Raw genomic sequence first — 18,558 nt, 5'->3', positions numbered from 1 at the left:
TTTATTCTGCGAGATAAAGATAGAAAACGGATCAAATAAAAAAACACCCCTCTAAAAAGTAATAAAGGAATGCCCAAACACTACTTTTTTATAATTAACATCCGCAAAGCAAAATTTCTATTCATTAAATCATAGCTATAAAAATATCGTAAACCAACAATACATCGGTTAATTCTACAGCAAAATGAATTTTTATTCAATCTAAAAAAAATTGTTATTGTTAGAATTCTCTTCTAATTATCCGTTTCTTTGTATCATTACCTTTAAGACATACGTAACTGCCGTTTCACTTACGTTACAAAAACACTTACTGAAAGAAGTTAAAGTTTAGTTAAACTCTACATTAAATCATACCTATTTTGATTGCCTAAGAGATTTAACCAACCCTTAATAGGCATACAAATAGACCAAACTGTCTTTCATCTCATATGTTAATTATGAACCACAACTTATCAAAACAGGAGGTTTTACCATGCATAGACGTATGCATCATCATCACCATAAAGGTCCACATTGTTGTCCACCACAAACATGCCCAACTCAATTTGACCCACCACATCTTTTACCGCCAGAGGAATTTGTTCGTACTAATTATATCCATACGGTCGTACCTCATGTACAACCAGCACATATTACAACAGTTAACAAACATATAATTGATCATCAATATCATTTCCCTTGCACTGAGTGTGTAGTGGATGAATGTTGCGAAACTCATACACTTTGCGAGATGCCACCTGAGCCTTGCCATATGCCACATCACCATATGGGACACCACCACCATCACATGGGCCATCATCATATGGGTCATCATATGGGCCATCATATGGATCATCATATGGATCATCATATGTGCCATCCTATGTGCCATCCTATGGGTCATCATATGGGCCATCATCATATGGGCTATTAATAGAAAAAAGCGATGGGGCTTTATGTCTTCCCTATCGCTTTCTTACTATTAGTGTAGATTAGAATCTTGTCATTAATCCATTCTTGAATTGATACAAAGTTATGGGTCGATAAGATATTCTAATCCAGCAGCTCCAAATACTTTTAATGCATAAGGCCCATTCGGTAATTGGGGTATACAAAAAAAAGCGTTGGAGCCTCACAGCTCCAACGCTTTTAAATTAGTACATTTTTAAATATTGATCGCGTTCCCATTGGTGTACTGTTGTACGATACATGTCAAACTCGATTTCTTTTGCCTCTTTAAAGTTTGCATAGATATGCTCACCTAAAGCTGATTGAGCTACTTCGTCCTGAGCAAGTAATGCTAAAGCATCGTCAAGTGCTGGTGGTAAGTTTGCGATACCATTCGCTTTACGCTCTTCATCAGACATTACGTAGATGTTACGGTTAATAGCAGCTGGTGGTGTTAAGTTGTGACGAATACCTTCAAGACCAGCTTCTAAAATAACAGCCATTGCTAAATATGGATTAGCAGATGGATCCACAGAACGTACTTCTACACGAGTTGAAAGACCACGTGCTGAAGGGATACGGATAAGTGGTGAACGATTTTGAGCTGACCATGCTACATAACATGGAGCTTCATAACCCGGTACAAGACGTTTATAAGAGTTAACTGTTGGGTTTGTCACAGCTGTGAAGCCTTGAACGTGAGCAAGGACACCTGCCATGAATTGCATTGCTGTTTCAGAAAGACCTAGTTCAGTAGATTCATCGTAGAATGCATTCTCTTTACCTTTAAATAATGAAACGTTGAAGTGCATACCAGAGCCAGCTTCACCGAATAATGGTTTTGGCATAAATGTAGCATGTAGACCGTGTTTACGAGCAATTGTTTTAACAACTAATTTGAACGTTTGGATATTGTCACAAGCTGTAATTGCGTCTGCATATTTAAAGTCAATTTCGTGTTGGCCAGGAGCTACCTCATGGTGAGATGCTTCAATTTCGAAGCCCATTTCTTCTAGTTCTAAAACGATATCACGACGGCAGTTTTCGCCAAGATCAGTTGGTGCTAAGTCGAAGTAACCACCGTGGTCGTTTACTTCTAATGTCGGTTCACCTTTTGCATCTAATTTAAATAAGAAGAATTCTGGCTCAGGTCCTAAATTGAAGCTTGAGAAGCCCATTTCTTCCATTTTCTTAAGGATACGTTTTAAATTGTTTCGTGGGTCACCAGCAAACGGCTCGCCTTTAGCAGTGTATACATCACAGATGAAACGTGCTACTTTCCCTTTTTCAGAAGTCCAAGGGAACACTACGAAAGAATCTAAGTCAGGATATAAATACATATCTGATTCTTCGATACGTACGAAGCCTTCAATGGATGAGCCATCAAACATCATTTTGTTTTCTAGAGCTTTGTCTAATTGGCTTACAGGAATCTCAACATTTTTGATTGTGCCAAGAATATCCGTAAATTGTAGACGAATAAAGCTTACGTTTTTTTCTTCGATTAGACGTTTAATGTCCTCTTTTGTGTATTTACCCACAGTTTTCCACACTCCTATTAATTGTCTAGCTTTTATCATTACTCTACCCTATTAATAAAGCAATTAACGATGTTCCCTTTTATTAATAGAATCGAGATAAATCCCCACGACGGATGGATGATTTTTGCATGCGCTGCGCTTGACGCATTTCCTCTCGCATAACGCGACGTAATTCTTTGTCACTTAAATCTGGTTCATCTGTTGAAACAGGTTCATTCTTTTTAGCGAACAGCTTTTTAATTTTTGCCATGTTCATGCCCTGTTCCAAGTAATCTTTAATTTCCAGCAATGTATCGACGTCATTTAATGAAAACATTCGACGATTGCCTTCTGTTCGGTGCGGCTCAATTAAATGGTGTTCTTCATAATAACGAATCTGACGTGCCGAAAGCTCGGTCAATTGCATTACGATATTCATAGATAATAACGGCATAGTTCGTCTAATTTCACGACTCATTTAAGTCCCTCCAATACCTGCTAATAATATAACGAAAAATTCACACTGTCAACCATTCATGTTAGGTTTCCTAACACGTAGTAAAATAATTTTTTTGAAATGATGAAAAATTGTAAAAAACTAAACTTAATATCCTAACGTTTAGTTGATTTCCGTTCCGGCTATGCGTTTTCCTAGGGGCGTCGTGGCAACAAATGTTTTCTGTGCGAAAGCGTGTTCTTCATACAGTAGTTGTTAGGACACCCACTGAAAGGGAACCACACCAGCATTCATTTCACCACCTTCAGAGGTAGGAGTCTTCTATTGAATGAAGATAAATGGTATACGCATTAACAAATGTCATCTTCATCTTTTCGTCCATAAATAAAAAACTATTCAAAATGGAAGTTTTGAATAGTTTTTCGTTACTTATTTTTGGATTTTTTGAACAGCACTACAAATAGCAAATTTTACGTGCTCATATGTTAACCCACCTTGAATAAATGCTGTAAACGGCGGACGAATAGGACCGTCTGCTGTAAGCTCAATACTTGAACCTTGAATAAATGTTCCAGCTGCCATGATGACATCATCCTCATAGCCAGGCATGTACGCTGGCTCTGGTGCGTAATGCGCATTAATTGGTGAGTTTGCTTGAATTTCACGACAAAAAGCAATCATTTGTTCCGCGGTTTGGAAAGAAACCGATTGAATTAAATCCGTACGATTAGCATCATACCTTGGTGATGTATTCATACCAATTTCCCCTAGCATAGCAGCTGTGAAAATGGCACCTTTTAATGCTTGAGATACAACATGTGGTGCAAGGAAAAATCCTTGATAGAAATCACCCAGCGTGTTTAATGTTGCTCCTGCCTCAGCACCAATACCTGGTGATGTCATACGATAAGCACATTTCTCAACTAAATCTGCACGACCCGCAATATAACCACCAATTTTCGCTAAGCCTCCACCAGGATTTTTAATGAGCGAACCTGCAATTAAATCAGCCCCAACCTCGGTCGGTTCCTTTGCCTCAACAAATTCACCGTAGCAATTATCAATAAAAATAACTGCATCTGGTGCTAATTCACGGATTTTTGCACACATTTCTGCAATTTGTGAAATGGTAAAGGACGGGCGTGTTGCATAGCCCTTCGAACGTTGTATAGCAATCATTTTAGTGTTTGTTTTAATTGCAGCTGCAACACCTTCCCAATCGATTTCTTGATTATTGATTAAATCCACATGGCTATAACCGATTTTATAATCTTTTAATGAGCCAGTATCCTTATCGCCACCATCGACTATTGATTGCAATGTATCATACGGCTGACCCGAAATATAAAGTAATTCATCACCAGGACGTAGTACTCCGAATAAGCTAAGTGTGATTGCATGTGTACCAGAAATAATTTGTGGACGTACAATGGCAGCCTCCGCTCCAAAGACCTCTGCATAAACACGTTCTAGATTATCACGCCCCTCATCATCATAGCCATAACCATTAGACGGGTGCAGATGATAATCACTTACTTGGTGCTTTCGAAACGCAGCAAGCACTTTTTGTTGATTGAAGAACGCCATGTCTTCTACCTTCGCATGAAAAGGGCGTACCTTCTCTTCTATTTTAGCAGCTAATGCTATTGTTTCTTCAGTTAAATTGGTTGTAAAAGTCATTATATTCTTCTCCATTTCACATTTGTTCAAATCTTATCTTAACAATTTGTGAGCTTACCTGCAAAACTTGCTATTGTTTCTAATTACATTATGCGCTAAGCTAAATTGCGGACTAAATCTAGTATGTCCTACTATAATAGAATACTTAGTATCTGATACTTCGGTCGATGCTTTTCTTTGCAAAACTTTTAGATACAAAAAGGTAACTTTAAAGTTTTCAAGTTTGTAATCTACTACAACATGAAATGATTTAATCACATAAGGGGTGAAAGGGTTGGCTTGGGAGGTTTTTAGTATCATCGGAACAATTGCCTTCGCTATTTCCGGGGCAATAATTGCAATGGAGGAAGAATACGATTTATTCGGTGTATATATACTCGGTATTGTAACTGCTTTCGGTGGTGGAGCTATACGAAACTTACTAATAGGTTTACCTGTAACAACACTGTGGGGGCAAGATATGATGTTCCAAATTGCTATTGCAGCAATTACAATTTTTTTCATATTTCCACATCGACTCATTCAGCATTGGCATCGCTGGGGCAATTTCACTGATGCTATTGGATTATCAGCATTCGCTATTCAGGGTGCCCTCTATGCTGTGAAGCTCGATATGCCTATTAGTGCGGTTATTGTTGCTGCTGTCTTAACAGGGTCAGGTGGTGGAATTGTTCGCGATTTATTAGCTAGACGACAACCATTAGTCCTCCGTGATGAAGTCTATGGTGTTTGGGCAGCATTAGCCGGGCTTATCGTTGGACTTCAACTATTTTCAGGGGATATCTTTTTATACGTATTATTTGGTGCGATCACAGTACTAAGAATACTTTCATATACGAAGAGATGGCGATTACCGTTGCGGAAGTTACATCGAGCATAGTCTTGTTTCCTTACATCGCTGCATAATAACAAGCCCAAATATCAATTATTTGGGCTTGTTTTGTTGTTTTGATTATTTATATTTAATTCCTTATTCATCACAACAGCGTGCAACCTTAAGCACCTAAGAATATGTGAAAATTACTTTTCTAACAGCAACATAGATTCTTCTAATGTAGCCATATTTTTCATCATGGAGCATGCTGCGTCTAAAATAGGAAATGCTAAAGCGGCACCAGAGCCCTCTCCCAATCGCATATTCATATGCAGCATTGGTTCTATCCCAAGCATTTCGGCTGCAATTTTTGCACCTGGTTCTTCAGAGGCATGAGAAGGAATGATATAGTCTTTTACTTTTGGTTCGAGTTCATATGCAATAAGGGCAGCGATGGTAGAAATAAAGCCATCAATAACAACAGGTTTGCGATGTGCGGCAGCAGCAAGTATCACTCCAGCCATAGCACCTATTTCTAACCCACCAACTTTCGCAAGAATATCAATAGCATCATGACGATTTGGTTTGTTTAATGTAATAGCATTGTGAATGACATCTACTTTATGTTCTATCCCTCCTGGTCCAACTCCTGCGCCGAAGCCAGTCACTTCATTCGGATGACACTCGCGTAGAACCGATAATATTGCAGCACTCGGTGTTGTATTACCAATGCCCATTTCACCTGTCCCGAGTACATTTATCCCATTTTTAATTTCTTCCGTAGCTACTTCAATTCCTACTTCAATAGATTGAATGGCTTCTTCCCTTAACATAGCAGGACCTTTTGCCATATTGTCCGTGCCATATTTAATTTTTTTTAAGATAACACCGGCATCATGTGGAATATCCTCTTTTACACCAACGTCTACTGTGACAATTTTTGCATCTGTGATTTTTGCGATAGCACAAACGCCAGTTCCTCCTCTAGGAAAATTTAATGTTTGAAAGACCGTCACATTTTGTGGATTTGATGTTACCCCTTCATCACAAACACCATGATCCGCGGCACAGACAATAATCGCTTTATTATCAATCGCAGGAAATAGTTCGCCTGTAATTCCTGATAGTTGCACAGCAAGGGTCTCCAGTTTCCCCAAGCTGCTAGGAGGCTTGCAAAGTCCATCTATACGTTCTCTTGCCTTCTCCATCATTTTGTTGTCAGCACTTTGAATGTTTTGAATCGTCTGTTGTAATAATTGCATGAAAATTTCCCCTTTCTTTTTTGCCCCTTGTTACTCGAAGAATGCTTTAGAGAAAAAAATAAAAAGCCTGTAGTTTATTCCATAACAAATAAACTACAGACTTTTCCATCGTCTATATAATCGAAGCAGCTAGGCAGGTCTCCTGGCTCAATTTCAACATTTCATAGAACCTTCCCAGAACGATGCTAGTGGCATTCTCTATGAAACTCCCTTTTACAGTGGTGGGACCGCTAAAGCTTTTCACTTTATTCCCTATTCTCCCGCAATGGGCACCTAATGCTTTTATGCAATTATTTTAAATTTACTTTATTATTTTTTTAGTGTCAATATTATATAATTATAGTGTCTGCAAATTTACCCAAGTTCAATACCACATTAATATTAAATTCAGTAGTTATGTAGTTTAAATAATCAAGAAGTTGATACAAAAAAAGATTTACTTTCTTTCACTTGATTTTTATCAACTTCAAAAATTTTATCAGCTTCATTTATTAAAACTGGGTTATGTGTAACTAATATAACAGTCTTCTGCTTTTCCTTATTTAAATATTTTAGTAATACTTCAATGTTTTCTTGATTTTCTTTATCGAGTGCAGCAGTGATCTCGTCGAATAAATAAATATCAGCATCTCTTAGAAGAGATCTCGCTATAGAAAGTCTTTGTTGTTGTCCAGTCGATAGTTCAAGCCCATTGTACCCTATTACAGTTTCAAAATTATCTTCTAATGTTTCTATAAATGAATAAATATTAACCATTTCACAAATTCTAATTAATTCATCATCAGTTGCATTTGGTTTTCCTACTAACAAATTTTCTTTAATAGTCCCCGTCATGATAAAATGTTCTTGTGATACTAGACAGACCTTTTTTTTATAAATATCATTAGGAATGTGTCTAATATTCGTATCAGATATGAATATGTCTCCCTGATAGCCAACGTATAAACCGGATAGTATGTTTAACAACGTTGTTTTTCCTGATCCACTTGTCCCTTTAATAAGTACTATTTTCCTCAAAGGTATTCGAAGATTGACGTTTTCTAGGACCGAAGAAGATGTTTCGGAATGTGAAAAGCTGACATCTCTAAATATAATTTCACCTTGTTTCGAAAAATATATCGGTTCTAGATTGATAGATACTTCCGAATTCCCTATGTTTTCTTTAGGATCTTCTAATAAATTTTTCACTCTATTTACGGACACGATTGCTTCTTGGAAAAATGTATTTAATTGCGAAAACCTTAGAAATGATTGACTGAAATTATTCGCATAAGTCGTGAATGCTATTAAAATCCCAATAGTTAGACTTCCTGTATAAATAAAATATATTCCTAAAATAAGAATTACCAAATAACTAGTATAATTTATTAATTCTATAATTGATCCAGACTTAATACTTAAGCGCATTTTTTCAAGAGAATTTTTATATAATATGGTATTCTTCTGTTGATATTTATTTATTCCTTCTATCTCAATATTAAATAATTTATATAATTTAAAAGACGATAAAAGTTCCCCTAAATAGGTTAAATAATGATCTAAATCTTTCTTTATGTGAGTATCCTTCATCCTTATCCTTTTTCCAAAATATTTAAAAATGATGATCGCTAAAGGACATGATAGGAATAAAATAGATGCTAAAATTATATTAATATTTATCAATATAACAATTACTATTATTATGCTAATAAAATCTATTATTATGCTTAAAAACTCAGATACCACTTCTGAAAATGCTTTCGTATCATTTTCTATTTTATTCATTAATTCGCCTTTAGCTTTCAATTGATACTCATCCATGTCCATTTTCATTATTCGTTTAATCATTTTTAATTTGATATCCATTTGTATATAGCATGCAAATTTCGCCAAGTAATACTTTTGGATTATTTTAAAAAAAAGATTAACAAGAAAAAGTATAGCCATAAAGATAATCATGTTTGATGCACTATTAAGATCCTTTACTGTTATAAAATCAATAAATTTACCGAATAATAGAGGATGAACTATACCTAATATCATTGAAATGCCCATTAAAATATTTACTAGAAATAATTTTGTTTTATATATACTTGTATACCTAAATACTTCTACTAATATTCTCATGAGTAAATGTTCGGTCCCCCTATGCAAAGCTACTATTAATTTGCTTTTAACTTTACGATATACTGATATGCATTTTTCGGATTCTCATTCAAAACATTTAGGAAATTTTCAACATATAACTCAGTAGTATTAAATTCAAGACTTTCCATTGACTCTTTTTTAACGTTACTAAAGAGTGTACGGTTGTTAGTTAGTATAACCTTTTGTTCAATGGTTTTTTTCAAAATCTCATAGCAATTTGTTTGTTCTTCTGTTTTCCATGTCTCACTCATTAATGTATTAATCAAATCCTCAGTAATATTATAGCCATAATTAAATTCAAAAAATTTATTCGAATAAGGACTTATCTCAACAGTATCTCTCGACCTGCTAATAATATTTTCTATCCTATCACTTCTTGGGATACTATAAACTCTAGTAACTTTTAGTGTGTGATACGTCGTTCCCACACCAAATCCCCTCATTTCTTGTGTAATATCTTTATATACTAAAGCATAATTGTTTGCTTTCTCTCGGCTAACTCCTTTGTACTCTACAGTAAATTCTTCAAACGTGTAACTTTGATAAGGCCTGATTAAAAGCTCTTTCTCTTTATATCCATCATATAAATGTAAACTAATTAAAATTAATAACATGATACTTGTAAAACAGCCAGCGACCCACTTTTCTTTCCGGACGCTCGTTCTTTTACTAAACAAAATAGCTGCAGCTATAGAACCTAAACATATCGTTAAAACACCCATTAGATTTAAAAAATGAATATAATCTGGATACATAAAGTTAAGTGTAGGAGCTATATATTGAATTATTTCTAATCTATAACCATGCATTAACATTAATAAAAAATAGATGATGACAATCATAATAATTGAAACTGATTGATTTGAAAAAATTGCTGAAAATAAAAATGGTATTGATATAGTGAAAAGTTGAAAAACAAAAACTATAAGCAAAATTTTATAAATAGGAGTCTCTGCATAAACATATTTCTCAAAACCAACTAATAACATAAATGCAGGAATTGCCAGTATAAAGCTAAATAACCATTGCCATGAAACTAGTGTTCTATTCGACAGTGGAGAAATCATAAGTATCTTTTCTACTTGATATCGTTGATGCAGCGTAATTATTTGGGTAGTTAGCACACTAGAAAAAATACCATACAGCGGAATTAATGCTTGAGCGTCACTCATTGTAAAGAAAAATTGAGAGATACATAATATAATGACTATGGCATAATAAGTTAACAAATAATCACTGCGAGTAACAATTTTTGACCAAAATAAAAAGATATCCCTCATCATCCATTCACCCTTCTACTAAAAAGAAACACATTGCCAAACATAAATAGCATTCCAATACATAAAAAAATCATCCTCTTTAAGTTGAATATCAGTTCGCTCATTTGTTTTTGCATAAAATCAGGATTAAACCATATAGAGAAATAAGGTGAATTTAAATAAATACTTATCACCAAATACAATATAGATAAAATATATAAATACATTGTACGTTTTAAATAAAAAGAGATGAAAAAACTAAAGGCAACACAGTAGAGAATGGAACTGAAAACATGAAATAAAGTAATACTAAGTAAGCTAATTGGAATTTCTCTCTCATAGTACATAAAATAACCCAGATAAAAGAGTAAAATGTAAATAGAAACGAAAATAATAACAGCTATTATTTTAGCTAAAATATACATAGTCCTCTTTTTTAATTTCAGGAGGATAACAGCATTTTCAAATGGCTGTAGGTAACCCTTCCACACATATGAGACTAGGCATGGTATTAGAATAAGCAGGAATATCATTTGTAACTGGAGCGTTCCGTACCATTTCTCATTAGCAGTTCCCTCCGAATCTAAAATGTTCATTACAACTGGAAGCGCAAATATAATAAGTATCAGACATATGAAAATCGCACGACTTTTTAGGAGTCTTTTAAGCTCAAAGTTCATTAAATTAGATAATTCTTTCATACTGATAGCTCTTTTCTATTTATATAAATATAAGCATCCTCTAAAGTAGGTTCCGTCAAAACACTTCCTGGAATAGGACTATCTGCAATGTAACGAATTTCAATGCTGTTGCCTTTATCCTGCAACGATACAAATAACTCAGTTTGAGGTATTTCATCGTCCATAATATTATAAAGCCAAACCTTTCCTCGAACTTGATCAATAAGGTCTATCGTGCTACCTATGTAATTGACTCGACCCTTTTGTAGAACCATCAAATTTTTACATGTGGAGGCTATATCCTGTACAATATGTGTTGAAAGTAGAATGATTTTATCTCGACTAATACGGGTAATTAAGTTTCGAAATGAAATGCGCTCATGAGGGTCTAAACCTACTGTTGGTTCATCAATGAGTATAATTTTTGGATTACCGATTAAAGCTTGTGCAATGCCAAAACGTTGCTTCATTCCACCTGAAAGTTCCTGAATATATTTTTTACGTTCGTTTATTAACCCCACCTCTTGAAGTCGTAAATTAGCTTCATTCGCACGGATCTCTCTATCATTAATTCCTTTTAGCTTACATAAATAATCGAAAGCCTCTTCTAAAGTAACTTTCGGAAAAAAGTCGAACTTCTGCGGAAGATAACCTAATATTTTACGAACTTCTTGCGGGTTTTTCTTTAAATTTATTTCTGCTACTTCAATTTCCCCTTGATTAAAAGGCTGCAAAGTGGAGATTATCTCCATTAAGGTTGTTTTCCCTGCACCATTTTCACCCAATAAACCAAACACTCCGTTATGAATTTCTAAAGAAATATTATCTAATACTTTTATCTTTTTATAATTTTTAGATAAATTTTTAATTTTGATTTCCATTTCTAACAAACTCTTTCGTATTTTTCTTTTCTAACAATATTTCTCTTTGTTCTTCTGTTAAACGTAAATATAAATACAGTGTAGCCTCTAATTGCTTTTGAGTTAAAATACAATAATGTAAAGGAGGCATTGTTACTTTACCTGTCATTTCTAAATTCTCATGATGACATCCACCACCGCATAAATTTTTCGCCCAACAATTATTACAATTTAATCTATTTGAGACATGTGCCTCTGCTAAAAATTCGGATTTAGAAATTGAATTTATCCCTTCAAAAATATTACCTTGTTTATATTCTTTATTATTAACAAAGCGATGGCATGGATATAAGTCACCATTTATGTCAACTGCTAAAAAGTTAACTTCTGCACCACAAAAATAAGTTGATTCATGGCCAATATGGATGCGTTCTAAATTCTTCATTATATTATTAAGCTTGACTGCCTTATAATATTCTTTATTGTTAACTAATTCTTCAAAATAACTAATTAATGTATTATAACTTTCTGATAGATCGGTAAATTGTTCTTCCGAAAACATCTGAATAGCTGGAGCAGCATATATACTTCTAAAGTTTAATTCGAATAAATGATTATATATTTCTACTAAATCTACATTCTCTGGTGTAATAGTAGCCCTAACACCCAGTTGTTTTTGTTCTCTTAGTTCCTTTGTTCTATTTATAATAACATCATAACTTCCCTTTTTATTCCCATAAAAACGATTAAAATCATGCTCGTCCTGATTACCATCAACACTCACCTGAACAGCTATATTATTTTCTAATATATACTTTGTTATTTCTTTATTTATTAAGGTACCATTGCATGTCATACTAAATCCTATTTTTTTATTATGTAATTTTGCTTGGAGTTTTGCATATTCCACTGTTTGCTTAATAACAGAGAAATTTAATAAAGGCTCTCCTCCAAAAAATACTATTGAAAGATCATCTCTTTCTCCAGACTGTACCATCAAATAGTCAATTGTAGATTTAGCAGTTTTTATTGACATTCTGCCCTTTTCATTATATTCTCCATCGCCTGCGTAGCAATATTTACAACGCAAATTACATTCTTGTACCATCATTAAGGTAAGTGCACTAATATTCTTTATTTTTTCAGTTTCTAAAGGCTTTTTTTCGTTAGTATCATTTATAATTTTATTTTCTATTAAAGAATCAATAATATTATAAAATTCATTTTCCTCAATTTTTTCTTTTAATTGATTATAGATTTCTGCCATACTTTTGTTATGACTTGATAAAATATAATAAATAGTATCATCTATTTCAAATAAACCATTTATACTTGGTACATAAATATATTTTTTATGATTATCTTCTAGCATTTTTATATTTGAAACTTTAATTTCTTTCTTACTAGTTTCCATATGTATAGACATAATTGAATTCCCCCCGCAACTTTGTGCTATTAAATAAGATGTAGAGTAAACTAAATTGATTGTTCACTCTACATTGAGATTAAATTGAATTAAGCGCTTTTTTTAGCCATCTGTATCTTTTCTAAAACAAGTCTCCCATCCTCCAGAACATCCCCAATCCATCGAATCGCACTTATTACAGTAGTCTTTTGTATCACAAAAAACACACCATTTAGAACGAGACTCTGCAGTATTGAATCCGTGATTAATTCTCTTTAACATTTTTCTTCCTCCTTAAATATTAATGACAAAACAATTGGCTATTAGGTATTCATATGTATTCACCAATTTGATTTGTAGTTCAAATTTAACAAAAACCAAAAAGAAATTTATCCGTATATAACGCAAATTTGGTTATTACTAATTAGATTTTTGGAAATTTGTCACTTTCTACACGCTTCAAACTGTAAAATTTTATCCATAATGTAGAATAAAATGGAATTTACTGATACGATATCACATGAAAATGAATGATAGGAGTGTTTTCGTATGATTAATCTAACGCCTAAAGAACTTGAAATCTTAGAACGAATTGCAGAGGATAAAACAAATAGTGAGATTAGTGTAGAATTAGGTATAAGTAAGAGAACCGTAGAGTATCATATCTCTTCCATTATTTTTAAATTAGATGTAGATACTCGTTTAGGAGCGGTCGTTACAGCTATTAAACTAGATCTATTAGTATTAAATAAGTAACAGCCACTGTGCTTCACATAATTAAAAAGACTATTTTGCCAATGCCTTACTAAAACCTGTTCAACTTTACAAATATTTACTCTGTATTGTACAAGCGTCATTTTTTAGTCCCACGCCCTCGATTATGTCGATCGCTTTAATTAACATTTTTGAATAACAGTGTGCATCAATTGTGGCTCCTGTTTTCATTCTCAAACACTTTTCTACTAATTCGATCTTTTTTAGCAGGTCCATTTCTATGCAAAGAAGGGCATTGTTTCTTCAAGCCAATCTATAAAAATACAAGTACCCTGTAAGAGAGACTTTTTAAATGTCTAATCTTATAGGGTACTTCTTAATTTTTAGCTTGGTCAATTTTGAAAAAGGCCATTCCCAAAAAGAACAGATAGAAGCCGATCCCAGCATGGACAATGCGCCCAATGATATAAGTAAACTAATTGATTTTATATCGATTTGCATTACTTGGAATCCATTTGTCCCTAAAAGATAAAGAGCAAGGAGTAACGCTGCTAAAGCAAGTTGAATGATTGTGTTATCAGGCTCTTTTAATCCACGGATATACTTATAGGTGAATGTTACTACTGTATAGAAGCAAGCAGCAATAAGGCCGTAGACAATACCGATATAATGTTCGCTCGTTTCGGTAGCTTGACTTTGAACAATAAAATACAGTCCTACAAAATCAACACAAACAGGCTTTTTCGTGGTTAAAGCCTTCAATTGGACAGCTATCAATGCCAAGGAAAGCAGCAGTTGTCATCATATTAGCAAGAGCATTGGAAAACTATATACAAGAAGTAATGGATTATATAAATAACTAATTATCTGTTTTCTCTTATTCAACTAACGATGTTGACAATCCGAAATTTTTTTATTATCATATTAAAAATCGTTAATGAATTCAATAATATCTCGTATAACTCCAATAATATGGTTTGGGGGTCTCTACCAGGAACCGAAATTCCTGATTACGAAGAAAGTACAATACTTGTATTTTCTTTGTGGTCAGGAATTTTTTTGTATTTTAATTTAATAATTTATTTCAGGAGGTCAAAAATGAACTTTTTAGCATTGCCAAAAATTGAACTACACTGTCATTTGGATGGAAGCCTTAGGGCTGAAACTATTATCGATATTGCACTGAAGGAAGGCATTCAGTTACCCACTTTTGATAAGGATGACCTACAAAAGGAGCTGATTGCTCCCTTAGAATGCGAATCCCTTGATGAATATTTAAAAAAATTTTTTCTTCCTAATATAGTAATGCAGTCTAAGGAGAACTTAAGAAGAATTACTTTTGATCTATTTGAGAATGCATCAATGGAAAATGTGAAATATTTAGAAGTCAGATTTGCCCCGTTACTTCACACATTACAAGGTCTTGATGTTGAAGAAGTTATTCAAGCTGTTATAGAGGGGATGAGGGACGCTGAAAGCTGTTACGAAATAAAGGGAAATATAATCCTATCTTGCATGAGGACGATGTCTGTAGATAGCGCATTTGAGGTGGTTGAAAAAGGGAAAAAGTTCCTCGGAAAAGGTGTAGTGGCAATTGACCTATGTGCATCCGAAGAAGAAGGCTTTTGTGAAAAATTCGTAGATCCAATCGCTTTAGCCAAAGAATATGGCTACAGAGTCACTATTCATGCCGGTGAAACGGGAATTGGTAAAAACGTTCTAGAGGCTGTTGAACTGTTGGGTGCTGAAAGAATAGGACACGGAGTATTTATTAAAGATTGTGCCGAGGCTTATAAGATTGTGAAAGAAAGACAGGTAGTGCTTGAAATGTGCCCAACAAGTAATGTCCAAACGAAAGCTGTTCATCATTATTCTGAACATCCGATTTATAAGTTCCATAAAGATGGAATTAAAGTGACATTTAATACTGATAACAGAACAGTATCAGATACTACAATGGCAAAAGAAATTCATTTAGTTAACAATGAATTTAATCTAAGCGAAGAAGATTATCGTCAAATTTATTTAAATAGTGTAGAAGCATCCTTTGCAGACCAAGAAACTAAAAAATGGTGCTTGGCACAATACTAAAGATAAATAGAATGCTTTCTTCAAAAGAGTATGAACTATTAATACGGATTTTAGAGGATAAAACTAATTTTATTCCCCTTTGCTAGAAAAAGCTCCCTAATGCCAAAAAGGCTTTCGGGAGCTTTCTGTCCGTTTATTGTGATATCAAATCAGTAACGATTGCTACAATCTTATATCAACTTGATTGTATAAGAAAAACCCTCGCCTAAACGAGGGTTTAAATCGATAACTATTTAAATTCTAACTCTCCATCATAAGCAAGCATGCCGCCTTCAAGGTTTGTTACGTCAAAACCTTGAGCTTCTAGGTATGCACAAGCATTTGCTGAACGACCGCCTGCCTTGCAAACGATAATGTATGGCTTAGAAGCATCTAATTCATCTAAGCGCTCAGGTATTGTCCCAAGAGCAATGTGCTGTGCACCAGGGATCATGCCTTGTGCTACCTCATCGTCTTCACGAACATCAATAATATATAGGTCTTCGTTCGCATCTAATAATTCTAATATTTCTGTTGTATCCATAGATTTCATATGTGTAGTCCTCCAATTTGTCAATTTCCTCTTACATTATAGCTTGAAGGCAAAAAAACAGCTAGTGTCATGAACACTAACTGTTTTACTATAATGTTTCTATTCGTCTGTCTCTAAAAAATCTACTTGCTTTGCTGGAACAAATGTAGAAATAGCGTGTTTGTATATAAGATGTTGTTTGTTTTCAGCATCTACTAATAGCACTGTAAAATTATCATAGGATTTCACAGTTCCTTTTAACTGAAAGCCGTTTAACAAAAACACAGTTACAAAAACATTGTTTTTACGTAAATGGTTCAAGAATGTATCTTGCAAGTTAATTGATTTCATCAAATATGCCTCCCCCTACTCTCTTTCTACCTCTCCATTCCTATAGTAGCATGTTCTACCAATTTAGCAATTAGTGATTTCTAAGAATTAATTAAAGTTTTTCGTCATTATTAACAAAATATACATCCATTTTATTACGGAAGTATGTTAGTTGTCTTTTCGCATAGCGGCGAGAATTTTGCTTTAAACTGTCAATGGCTTCTTCTAAAGAACATTTTCCATCAAGGTAATCATATAATTCCTTGTAGCCGATTGCTTGGATTGATTGCACACCTCGTATATTTTGCTGCCATAAGCCTTTTACTTCTTCTAAAAGCCCTTTTTCCATCATAATATCGACACGACGGTTAATACGATCATAGAGCTCTTCACGTGACATATTTTGCCCAAGCCCTAAAATCACATGATTGTAAAGCGGAACTTCTCCACGATTTTGTGCTTCGGATGCCTTTGAAACGCCACTAAGCTCAATCATCTCTAAAGCTCGTATAACTCGGCGAGTATTATTCGGATGAATTGTCTCCGCTGTTTGTGGATCAAGTTTTTTAAGCTTTTCATGCATTGCCTCTGGGCCTAATTTCTCCAGTTCTTGATAATAGGCTTTTCGTGCCACCTCATCTACCTGCTCCTCTGTAAATTGAAAATCATAGAGGACTGCTTGCACATATAAACCAGAGCCCCCTACAATAATCGGTAGCTTTCCACGCGCTTGAATATCCGCAATTTTAGCTCGCACTAATTTTTGATAGTCAGCTACCGAAAAGGACTCAGTTGGCTCTTTGAAGCTTAGTAGATGATGGGGTACACCCTCCATCTCTTCCTCAGTAATTTTCGCTGTACCAATATCTAAACCTTGATAGATTTGCATGGAGTCACCGTTGATGATTTCGCCATTATATTTCTTCGCTAACTCAATGCTTAGTGCCGTTTTCCCAGAAGCAGTAGGACCTACGATTGCTACGACCTCTGCCTGCTGTATTTTATCTTGTATCATATTTTTCTAACCACCGTAATAAAACTTGATAGACTGCCTTTTGATTATCTTCATTTAGGATTTCATGGCGCTTATCCTCAAATAAGTAAACCGTCACATCCTGTATACCTGCCGCTGCAAATTGTTGTGCAACAGCGTATACACCTTGGCCTTGTTCCCCTACTGGATCCTTACTACCACTTATCAATAATATAGGTAAGTCTTTCTTTATTTTTGCTATCTCTGTTTTACGATTTAACGACATAAAACCTGTTGTTAAATCCACAAAAAATTGATTAGTTGGGATAAAGCCGCAATATGGATCATCTATATACTTTTCCACCTCATCCTCTACTGAACATAACCAATCATACGCAGTCTTCGAATTTGGGAACTGTTTATTAAAGCTACCAAAGCTCAGCTTATTTAATAACTTGCTCTCCGTCTCTTTACCGGACTGTTTGGACAATACTTTTGCTACTATATTCCCCATCGTATGCAATGCTGTAACGTTTCCTGTTCCACAAAGAATCACATTATCCACTTGATCTCTGTACAATTGAATATATCTTCTAGTAATGAACGAGCCCATACTATGACCAAATAAAATCAAAGGTACATCTGCAAATTGTTCATGCAATAATGTTACTACTTCATGTGCATCCTCTACGACACGATCAAACCCATTTTCTTCAGCAAAAAAACCTAGTGTACCATTATAAGCTGCTGTTTCTCCATGCCCACGATGATCATGCATTGTCACTGCATAGCCAGCTTCATTTAGGCTATTGGCAAATTTAACATAACGTCCACTATGCTCCGCCATCCCATGTAGAATATGAATATGACCAATACATGGCTTCGATGGCTTTAATGTTCGAGTAAACAGAAAATGGCCATCTGACATTTCGATATAACGCATTGCCT

Annotated in this window: 16 protein-coding genes, 2 pseudogenes and 2 riboswitches; of the genes and pseudogenes, 4 read left to right on the top strand and 14 right to left on the bottom strand. The window is 34.5% G+C overall.

From position 1 onward, the window contains the following. Nucleotides 1-472: 472 nt before the first annotated feature. On the top strand, nt 473-913 hold the full coding sequence (locus tag ACQKNC_RS05850) for a hypothetical protein (RefSeq protein WP_427423910.1): 441 nt from the start codon (nt 473-475) through the stop codon (nt 911-913). 220 nt (nt 914-1,133) lie between these two features. On the opposite strand, the gene glnA is transcribed toward ACQKNC_RS05850, so the two are convergent. The 3 genes from glnA to ACQKNC_RS05835 form a co-directional block, all read right to left on the bottom strand. Further along, entirely contained in the window at nt 1,134-2,468 is a 1,335-nt protein-coding gene (gene glnA / locus ACQKNC_RS05845) for a type I glutamate--ammonia ligase (RefSeq protein WP_427423909.1), read from the bottom strand. An 82-nt stretch (nt 2,469-2,550) separates the two neighbouring features. Further along, nucleotides 2,551-2,925, bottom strand: coding sequence for a MerR family transcriptional regulator (locus tag ACQKNC_RS05840; RefSeq protein ID WP_427423908.1), 375 nt, complete (start codon nt 2,923-2,925; stop codon nt 2,551-2,553). Between the two features lie 408 nt (nt 2,926-3,333). Next, entirely contained in the window at nt 3,334-4,584 is a 1,251-nt protein-coding gene (locus ACQKNC_RS05835; RefSeq protein WP_427423907.1) for an aminotransferase class I/II-fold pyridoxal phosphate-dependent enzyme, read from the bottom strand. A gap of 274 nt (nt 4,585-4,858) precedes the next feature. Between ACQKNC_RS05835 and ACQKNC_RS05830 the strand changes: the two genes are divergently transcribed. Continuing rightward, nucleotides 4,859-5,464: a trimeric intracellular cation channel family protein gene (locus tag ACQKNC_RS05830; protein ID WP_427423906.1), complete on the top strand. Its 606-nt coding sequence runs from the start codon at nt 4,859-4,861 to the stop codon at nt 5,462-5,464. Nucleotides 5,465-5,604: 140 nt separating this feature from the next. Here the strand turns inward: ACQKNC_RS05830 and cobT are convergent, their stop codons facing one another. The 5 genes from cobT to papB form a co-directional block, all read right to left on the bottom strand. After that, complete coding sequence (gene cobT, locus ACQKNC_RS05825) at nt 5,605-6,660, bottom strand: nicotinate-nucleotide--dimethylbenzimidazole phosphoribosyltransferase (protein ID WP_427423905.1); 1,056 nt, start codon at nt 6,658-6,660, stop codon at nt 5,605-5,607. A 115-nt stretch (nt 6,661-6,775) separates the two neighbouring features. Next, nucleotides 6,776-6,952, bottom strand: a riboswitch (cobalamin riboswitch). A 119-nt stretch (nt 6,953-7,071) separates the two neighbouring features. Then, nucleotides 7,072-8,766: an ABC transporter ATP-binding protein gene (locus ACQKNC_RS05820; protein ID WP_427423904.1), complete on the bottom strand. Its 1,695-nt coding sequence runs from the start codon at nt 8,764-8,766 to the stop codon at nt 7,072-7,074. 35 nt (nt 8,767-8,801) lie between these two features. Beyond that, entirely contained in the window at nt 8,802-10,070 is a 1,269-nt protein-coding gene (locus tag ACQKNC_RS05815) for a hypothetical protein (protein ID WP_427423903.1), read from the bottom strand. A 673-nt stretch (nt 10,071-10,743) separates the two neighbouring features. Beyond that, a complete protein-coding gene (locus ACQKNC_RS05810; protein WP_427423902.1) occupies nt 10,744-11,607 on the bottom strand; it encodes an ABC transporter ATP-binding protein in 864 nt (287 codons plus the stop codon). Next, a complete protein-coding gene (papB, locus tag ACQKNC_RS05805; RefSeq protein WP_427423901.1) occupies nt 11,591-13,012 on the bottom strand; it encodes a PapB family radical SAM/SPASM ranthipeptide maturase in 1,422 nt (473 codons plus the stop codon). The genes ACQKNC_RS05810 and papB overlap by 17 nt, the downstream gene beginning before the upstream one ends. Before the next feature lie 537 nt (nt 13,013-13,549). Here papB and ACQKNC_RS05800 point away from each other — a divergent pair. Next, nucleotides 13,550-13,747: pseudogene (locus tag ACQKNC_RS05800) on the top strand (LuxR C-terminal-related transcriptional regulator); the annotation flags it as partial. A gap of 306 nt (nt 13,748-14,053) precedes the next feature. On the opposite strand, the gene ACQKNC_RS05795 reads toward ACQKNC_RS05800, so the two are convergent. Both ACQKNC_RS05795 and ACQKNC_RS05790 read right to left on the bottom strand, forming a co-directional pair. Beyond that, the gene (locus ACQKNC_RS05795) at nt 14,054-14,467 is read right to left on the bottom strand and encodes a hypothetical protein (RefSeq protein WP_427423900.1); all 414 of its coding nucleotides are present in this window, start codon (nt 14,465-14,467) and stop codon (nt 14,054-14,056) included. Beyond that, nucleotides 14,445-14,522 (bottom strand): annotated as a pseudogene (locus ACQKNC_RS05790) (NAD(P)H-dependent oxidoreductase); the annotation flags it as partial. The gene ACQKNC_RS05795 and the pseudogene ACQKNC_RS05790, both read right to left, overlap by 23 nt. Before the next feature lie 117 nt (nt 14,523-14,639). Continuing rightward, a riboswitch (purine riboswitch) is annotated at nt 14,640-14,738 on the top strand. 65 nt (nt 14,739-14,803) lie between these two features. Between ACQKNC_RS05790 and add the strand changes: the two are divergent. Further along, nucleotides 14,804-15,796 (top strand): adenosine deaminase, encoded by a 993-nt coding sequence (gene add / locus ACQKNC_RS05785; RefSeq protein ID WP_427423899.1) that lies wholly within the window; start codon nt 14,804-14,806, stop codon nt 15,794-15,796. 229 nt (nt 15,797-16,025) lie between these two features. Here add and ACQKNC_RS05780 read toward each other — a convergent pair whose 3' ends face one another. The 4 genes from ACQKNC_RS05780 to ACQKNC_RS05765 all read right to left on the bottom strand — a co-directional run bounded on the left by ACQKNC_RS05780 (nt 16,026) and on the right by ACQKNC_RS05765 (nt 18,553). Continuing rightward, nucleotides 16,026-16,328: a rhodanese-like domain-containing protein gene (locus ACQKNC_RS05780; protein WP_427423898.1), complete on the bottom strand. Its 303-nt coding sequence runs from the start codon at nt 16,326-16,328 to the stop codon at nt 16,026-16,028. A 99-nt stretch (nt 16,329-16,427) separates the two neighbouring features. After that, nucleotides 16,428-16,658: an RNA chaperone Hfq gene (gene hfq, locus ACQKNC_RS05775; protein ID WP_427423897.1), complete on the bottom strand. Its 231-nt coding sequence runs from the start codon at nt 16,656-16,658 to the stop codon at nt 16,428-16,430. Nucleotides 16,659-16,749: 91 nt separating this feature from the next. Continuing rightward, nucleotides 16,750-17,652 carry a tRNA (adenosine(37)-N6)-dimethylallyltransferase MiaA gene (miaA, locus tag ACQKNC_RS05770; RefSeq protein WP_427423896.1) on the bottom strand — a complete coding sequence of 301 codons (903 nt, stop codon included), beginning with the start codon at nt 17,650-17,652 and terminating at the stop codon, nt 16,750-16,752. Continuing rightward, entirely contained in the window at nt 17,639-18,553 is a 915-nt protein-coding gene (locus ACQKNC_RS05765) for an alpha/beta fold hydrolase (protein ID WP_427423895.1), read from the bottom strand. Before ACQKNC_RS05765 ends, miaA begins: the two co-directional genes overlap by 14 nt. Between the last annotated feature and the right edge of the window lie 5 nt (nt 18,554-18,558).

The sequence above is a fragment of the Lysinibacillus sp. NPDC094177 genome, assembly GCF_050279145.1.
In the GTDB taxonomy this organism is placed as follows: domain Bacteria; phylum Bacillota; class Bacilli; order Bacillales_A; family Planococcaceae; genus Lysinibacillus.
Note: the sequence above shows the minus strand (reverse complement) of the source record. Positions and strands in the feature narration are given on the sequence as shown.